The 6103-nt window shown below is 66.7% G+C and carries 5 protein-coding genes; 3 read left to right on the forward strand and 2 right to left on the reverse strand.

What is annotated here, in order from left to right; genetic code table 11:
• Window positions 1-14: 14 nt before the first annotated feature.
• Both ACOJTB_RS20100 and ACOJTB_RS20105 read right to left on the reverse strand, forming a co-directional pair.
• Complete coding sequence (locus ACOJTB_RS20100) at window positions 15-1373, reverse strand: NAD(P)H-dependent oxidoreductase (protein ID WP_420104297.1); 1359 nt, start codon at window positions 1371-1373, stop codon at window positions 15-17.
• A 125-nt stretch (window positions 1374-1498) separates the two neighbouring features.
• Window positions 1499-2404 (reverse strand): LysR substrate-binding domain-containing protein, encoded by a 906-nt coding sequence (locus tag ACOJTB_RS20105; RefSeq protein ID WP_420104298.1) that lies wholly within the window; start codon window positions 2402-2404, stop codon window positions 1499-1501.
• Between the two features lie 325 nt (window positions 2405-2729).
• On the opposite strand from ACOJTB_RS20105, the gene ACOJTB_RS20110 reads away from it, so the two are divergent.
• From ACOJTB_RS20110 to ACOJTB_RS20120, 3 genes are read left to right on the forward strand one after another with little or no spacing between them, the layout of a single operon-like run.
• Window positions 2730-3770, forward strand: coding sequence for a TRAP transporter substrate-binding protein (locus ACOJTB_RS20110; protein ID WP_420104299.1), 1041 nt, complete (start codon window positions 2730-2732; stop codon window positions 3768-3770).
• Entirely contained in the window at window positions 3767-5647 is a 1881-nt protein-coding gene (locus ACOJTB_RS20115; RefSeq protein WP_420104300.1) for a TRAP transporter large permease, read from the forward strand. Before ACOJTB_RS20110 ends, ACOJTB_RS20115 begins: the two co-directional genes overlap by 4 nt.
• Before the next feature lie 21 nt (window positions 5648-5668).
• Complete coding sequence (locus tag ACOJTB_RS20120) at window positions 5669-6049, forward strand: DUF2938 family protein (protein WP_420104301.1); 381 nt, start codon at window positions 5669-5671, stop codon at window positions 6047-6049.
• The last annotated feature ends 54 nt before the right edge of the window (window positions 6050-6103 follow it).

The following is a 6103-nucleotide window of genomic DNA, read 5'->3' on the forward strand; positions in this document are numbered from 1 at the left end:
GGGTTCTCCGGCGCTCAGGCCGCCTTGCGCGTGGTCTGCGCGAAGGTGGCTTCCATCTCGCGCCTGACGCGGACGGCCTGACTGTCGGCGTCGTAGACGACATCGTCCCAGCGGATGCGCTGGCCTTCGGCGATCTCGTTCTTCAGCTTGACGTTATGCGCCAGGCCGAGCGGGAGATAGCCTTCCTGCAGCGAGGTCTCGGCCGGGGTCTGCTTGCCCCAGACGCAGAAGCCGCCTTCGCCGTCGAGCATCTCGCCGGGGGTGAGCTTGCGCTTGGCGGTGGCGACGACGTCGGCATTGAAGCAGATCGGCGCGCCGGTCGGCTCCTTGCGCAGCGCCGCCGAGGCGACCGAGATGCCGAGCTCCAGCCCGATCATGTGGATCGGCCGGTACAGCGAGGCGTAGCGGCCGGTGCTGTCCGGCAGCATGCTGTATTCGCGGAAGCACTCCTCGCTATAGGCGCTGTCGCTCTCGAACACGACATAGGTGCCCATCACCAGCGAGTTCGGCACGTCGGTTCCGTCACGATAGACCGAGGAGGTGACTTCGGTGACGCCCTTGCGCTCCAGCACGCCGCCATCGGCCTTCGGCTTGCAGATCTCGGCATGCTCGAAGCGGGTGGCGGGCGGGAAGGAGAGACCTTCCTTCTGGGAATGCAGGCCGGTCGCGTTGCAGACGGCCGTCATCTCGATGCCGGACTTCGTGCCGTCGACGAAGGAGTTGAACATCTTCGGATTGATCGACTTGCGATCCTTGATCTTCATGTACCGGTCCAGGATGTCCCAGACGGTGTCCGGCGTGGACTGGTGATAGGTCGGGTGGTAGCGCGTGCCCTTGCCGGCCGCGACGACCTTGAAGCCGGCCGCGCGGGCCCAGTCGACATGGTCCGCGATCAGCGCCGGCTGGTCGCCCCAGGCCAGCGAGTAGACGACGCCGGCGGCCTTCGCCTTGCGGGCCAGCAGCGGGCCGGCGACGGCATCGGCTTCCACATTGACCATGACGATGTGCTTGCCGTGCTCGATCGCCATCGAGGCGAAGCGGATGCCCGCGCCCGGGTCGCCGGTCGCCTCGATGATGACCTCGATGCCGGGATGGGTGATCAGCGCCTGCGCGTCGTCGGTGACGATGGTGCTGCCATGCTTCAGGGCCTCGTCGACCGAGCCGGCGGCATATTGCTCCGCCGGCCAGCAGCCGAGCTTGAGCTGGGCGCGGGCCCGATCGGTGTTGAGATCGGCGACGCCGACCAGGTGCATGCCGTCGGTGGAGCGCACCTGCGAAAGGAACATCAGGCCGAATTTGCCGGCGCCGATGATGCCGATGGTGACGGGTTTGCCGGCGGCCTGGCGCTCGAGCAGCATGCGATGGAGATTCATGGAGCGTATCCTCGTGTGTGACGGCCCTTGTCGCGGCATCATGTTGCCCCGGCCGGTCTGCGAGGAGGTTAGGCAGGCCGTCCGGGCCGGGCAATTCAGATTATCGAACCGACGATTTAGGCAGGCTAAACGGTTGCCGCATCGCCCGAGGGCGAGAACCGCTCGCGCTCGATGCGCAGCCAATCCAGGAATGCGCGCGTCTTGCGGTGCCGCAGATGCCCGTGCGGACAGACGATCCATTGCGTCGTCAGCATGATCCCTGGCGCGTCCGCGACGGGGCGCACGAGCCTGCCGTCGCTCAGCTCCCGCCACGCCAGGAGTTCGCTTTCCAGCGCGATGCCCATGCCGGCGACGGCCGCGTCGATGGCGTTGTGGCTGCGGTCGAACAGCACGCGGCGCCAGCGTCTGACGGGCTCCACGCCCGCATCGGCGAACCAGCGCGGCCACTGCACTTGCGACTTCACCGAATGGATCAGCCGATGCTCCGGCAGGGTCGCGGCCGCGAGGCTGCCGGCGCCGTGCAGGGCCGGTGCGCTGAGCGGCACGAAGGCTTCCCGGCCCAGGCTTTCGACGAACAGGCCCGGCCAGGCGCCATCGCCGTGGCGGATCTGGATATCGACGTTCTCGGTGCCGAAATCGGTGGTCTCGTTGGTGCCGTCCAGCCGCAATTCGATATCCGGATGGGCGTCGACGAAGGAATGCAGGCGCGGCAGCAGCCACTTGCTGGCGACGCTGGGGGCTGCGCGCACGGTCAGGGTCATGGCCGAGCGCACGCCGCGCACATGCTGCGTCACATCGGCGATATGCTCGATTTCGCGGCCGACCATCTGGAAATAGCGCTCGCCCGCCTCGGTAAGCACGATGGTGCGCCCCACCTTCAGCGTCAGCGAGGTGCCCAGATGCAGCTCCAGCGCCTGGATCTGCTGCGACACGGCCGAAGGGGTCACGCGCAGTTCCTCGGCGGCGCGGGTGATGCTGCCAGCTCGGGCGACGGCATGGAATACGATGATGGCGCGGAATGGGATCTGCATCGTCGATCTTTAAGCCAGGCTAAACAGAGGCCGAATATAACTCACTTGTCGGAGACGGCCAGCGCTCTACGCTGAAAGCGTCGGAGTGGGCGCCAAAGCACGCCCGGCAAGGGAAAAAGGCCCCCGTCAGAATGGGGCGATCGGAACGCTGATGGCCGGTTCGCCGGCCTGCCCAGGGAAGAGGACCTGCCCGCGCCGGCACCACCATCTGCGATCCCAAGCCATTGACGGCGTTCTTCCGTGCGCGAGGTCGCGTGGAAGCCGGGCCGTCGGTCATCATCACAAAGCCGCAGCCAAGCGGCCAAGACCACGCAGGAGGAAAACCATGTCCGATATGGAGAATGCGGCCGGCGCCCGGAAGGGCCTGTCCCGGCGCACGCTGCTCGCGGGGGCGGCGGCCATCCCCCTCGTCGCGGTCCGGTCCGGCCCGGTGCGTGCCGCCGAATTCGAGTACAAGCTGGCGACGGGGCAATCCATCGACCAGCCGATCAATTTGCGCCTCGGGCTGGCCGCCAAGCGCATCAAGGAGGCCAGCGGCGGGCGTCTCGATATCCGCTTCTTCCCCGCCGGGCAGCTCGGCTCCGACACCGACCTGCTAACGCAGATCCGCAGCGGCGGCGTCGATTTCCTCAACATTGCCGGCTCGGTGCTGTCCACCGTCTCGCCCGTGGCGGGCATCGCCAATGTCGGCTTCGCCTTTTCGGACTATACGCAGGTCTGGAAGGCGATGGACGGCGCCCTCGGCAAACTGATCGCCGCGCAGGTCGAGAAGACCGGCGTGCTGGTGGTCGCCAAGCCAGCCGACAACACCTTCCGGCAGGTTACCTCGCAGTCCAAGCCGATCAAGACGCCAGCGGACCTCAAGGATTACCGCATCCGCGTCCCTGTCTCGCCGATCTTCACCTCGCTGTTCAAGTCGCTCGGCGCGAACCCGACCTCGATCAACTTCAACGAGCTCTACACCGCCCTGCAGACCAAGCTGGTCGACGGGCAGGAGAACGGCCTCGTCACGATCGACGCCGGGAAGCTCTACGAGGTGCAGAGCTATGTCTCCGAGACCAACCACATCTGGGATCCCTTCTTCATCCTCGGCAACCGCCGCTCCTTCGCGGCGCTGCCCGACGATCTGAAGGCGCTGGTGCGCACGGAGTTCGACCGCGCTGCGGACGAGCAGCGCGCCGACACGGTGAAGCTCAGCGTCAGCCTGAAGGACAAGCTCGCGACGCGGGGCCTGAAATTCGAGACCGCCGACAAGGAGGCCTTCCGCAAGGCCCTCAGCGACTCGGGCTTCTACAAGGAATGGCGCGGCAAGTTCGGCGAGGAGAACTGGGCGGTTCTGGAGGGCGTCGTCGGGGCGCTGTCATGAGCGCCGCGGTGGTGTCCCACGCCGTCCCCGCCGGGCGGGCCCAGGCCGGGCCTGGCCTGGCCGACCGGGTCGAGACGGTGCTGCGCCGTCTCGTCGAGATCCCGGCGGCGGCCGTGGTCGTCGCCGAGGTGGTCATCCTCTTCGCAGGCATCGTCGCGCGCACCTTCCATCGTCCGATCATCTGGTCGGACGAACTGGCCTCGATCCTGTTCCTGTGGCTCGCCATGCTCGGCAGCGCCATTGCGGTGCAGCGCAGCTCGCATATGCGCCTGACCTTCTTCGTCTCCTATCTGCCGCCGCGGGCGGAGGCCTGGGCTTCCACGCTGGCGGCCGGCGGTGTCGCGATCTTCCTCGCGCTCATTCTGCACCCGGCCTGGGAGTATCTGGAGGACCAGTCCTTCGTCGAGACGCCCGCGCTGGGCTGGTCCGGCACCATCCGCGCGGCGGCGATCCCCGTCGGCTGCGCCATCGCTCTCGTCAGTGTGCTCGTCGGCCTGCTGCGCCACTCCTGGCGCGACGTGCTCACCGTCGCGCTACTCTTCGCCGCTATCGCGGCCGGGCTCTATCTCGTGGGGCCGGGGCTGAAGAGCTTCGGCAACTGGAACCTGCTGATTTTCTTCATCGGCCTGCTGGGCGTCGCCGTGATGGCGGGCGTACCGATCGCCTTCTCGTTCTGCCTCGCCACGGTCGCCTTCCTGCTGGTGACGACGCGAACGCCGCTTCTCGTCGTGGTCGGCCGCATCGACGAGGGCATGAGCTCGCTGATCCTGCTGGCGGTGCCGCTCTTCGTGCTGCTCGGCCAGTTGGTCGAAGCGACCGGCATGGCGCGGGTAATGGTCGCGTTCCTGGCCTCGATCCTGGGCCATGTCAGAGGCGGGCTGAGCTATGTGATGATCGGCGCCATGCTGCTGGTCTCCGGCATATCCGGCTCCAAGACCGCCGACATGGCGGCCGTCGCGCCGGTGCTGTTCCCGGAGATGCGCAAGCGCGGCATGAAGGACGGCGAACTCGTCTCCCTGCTCGCGGCCTCGGGCGCGATGAGCGAGACCATTCCTCCTTCCATCGTGCTGATCGCCATCGCCTCCGTCACGGGCGTCTCGATCGCGGCGCTGTTCACAGCCGGCATCCTGCCGGGGCTGGTGCTGGCGCTGGTGCTCGGCATCGTCGCCCGCTATCGCGCGGGAGCCGCCGGCGAGGGCGAAGTGCGTGTCGAGCGCGCCAAGATATCGACCGTGGTCAAGGCGCTCTGGATCGCACTGCCGGCGCTCGTCCTGCCCTTCCTGATCCGCAGCGCGGTGGTCGAGGGCATCGCGACCGCCACCGAAGTCTCCACGATCGGCATCGCCTACAGCCTGATCGCCGGGCTGCTGATCTATCGCGGAGGGCTGACCTGGCGCCACGCCTACCCCATCCTCGTCCAGACGGCGTCGCTCTCGGGCACCATACTGTTCATCGTGGGAGCGGCCAGCGCGATGGCGTGGGCGCTGGCGCAATCGGGCTTCTCGCACGATCTTGCGGCGCTGATGGCTAAGGTGCCGGGCGGCGCGATCGGCTTCCTGCTGATCACGGTGATGGCCTTCATCGTACTGGGCAGCGTGCTGGAAGGCATCCCCGCGATCGTTCTATTCGGCCCGCTGCTGTTCCCGATCGCCAAGCAGTTCGGCATCCACGAGGTGCATTACTCGATGGTGGTGATCCTCGCGATGGGCCTCGGCCTGTTCGCGCCACCGTTCGGGCTCTGCTACTACGCCGCCTGCATCATCGGGAATGTGCCGCCTGATGCAGGCATGCGGCGGATCTGGATCTACCTGTTCTGGCTCTTCGTTGGCCTGCTGCTGATCACCTTCGTGCCGTGGATCTCCACAGGGTTCCTCTGACGTCCATGCAAAGGACCCGTCATGTCCGAGTCGATGATCCTATCCATGGTTATCGGCGTCGGTGCGACGGCGCTCCTTGATGTGTGGGCACAGCTAATGCGGCTGTTCGGTGAACCCAAGCCGAACTGGGCGCCGCCAGGACGGTGGGTCGCCCATCTCCTGCGCGGACGAGCAGTGCATCAGAACATCGCCGAGGCCGACCCGCTGCCCGGCGAAGTCGCGATTGGCTGGACATTCCACTATCTGGTCGGCATCCTGTTTGCGGCGATTTTGCTGGGTGTTTGGGGCTTCGGCTGGGCCCGGAACCCGACATTTTGGCCTGCTGCCGGTTTCGTGGACACCGAGATTGGGTGTTTCATGAAACCGGAGGTGGGGTATGCGACGAAGGCAATTTGGGCGTGAGTTCAAGATCGAGGCGGTCCGCCTGATCAAGGACCGCGGAGTGAGTGTGGCGCA

The sequence above is a fragment of the Allobosea sp. genome, from assembly GCF_048595345.1.
In the GTDB taxonomy this organism is placed as follows: Bacteria; Pseudomonadota; Alphaproteobacteria; order Rhizobiales; family Beijerinckiaceae; genus Allobosea.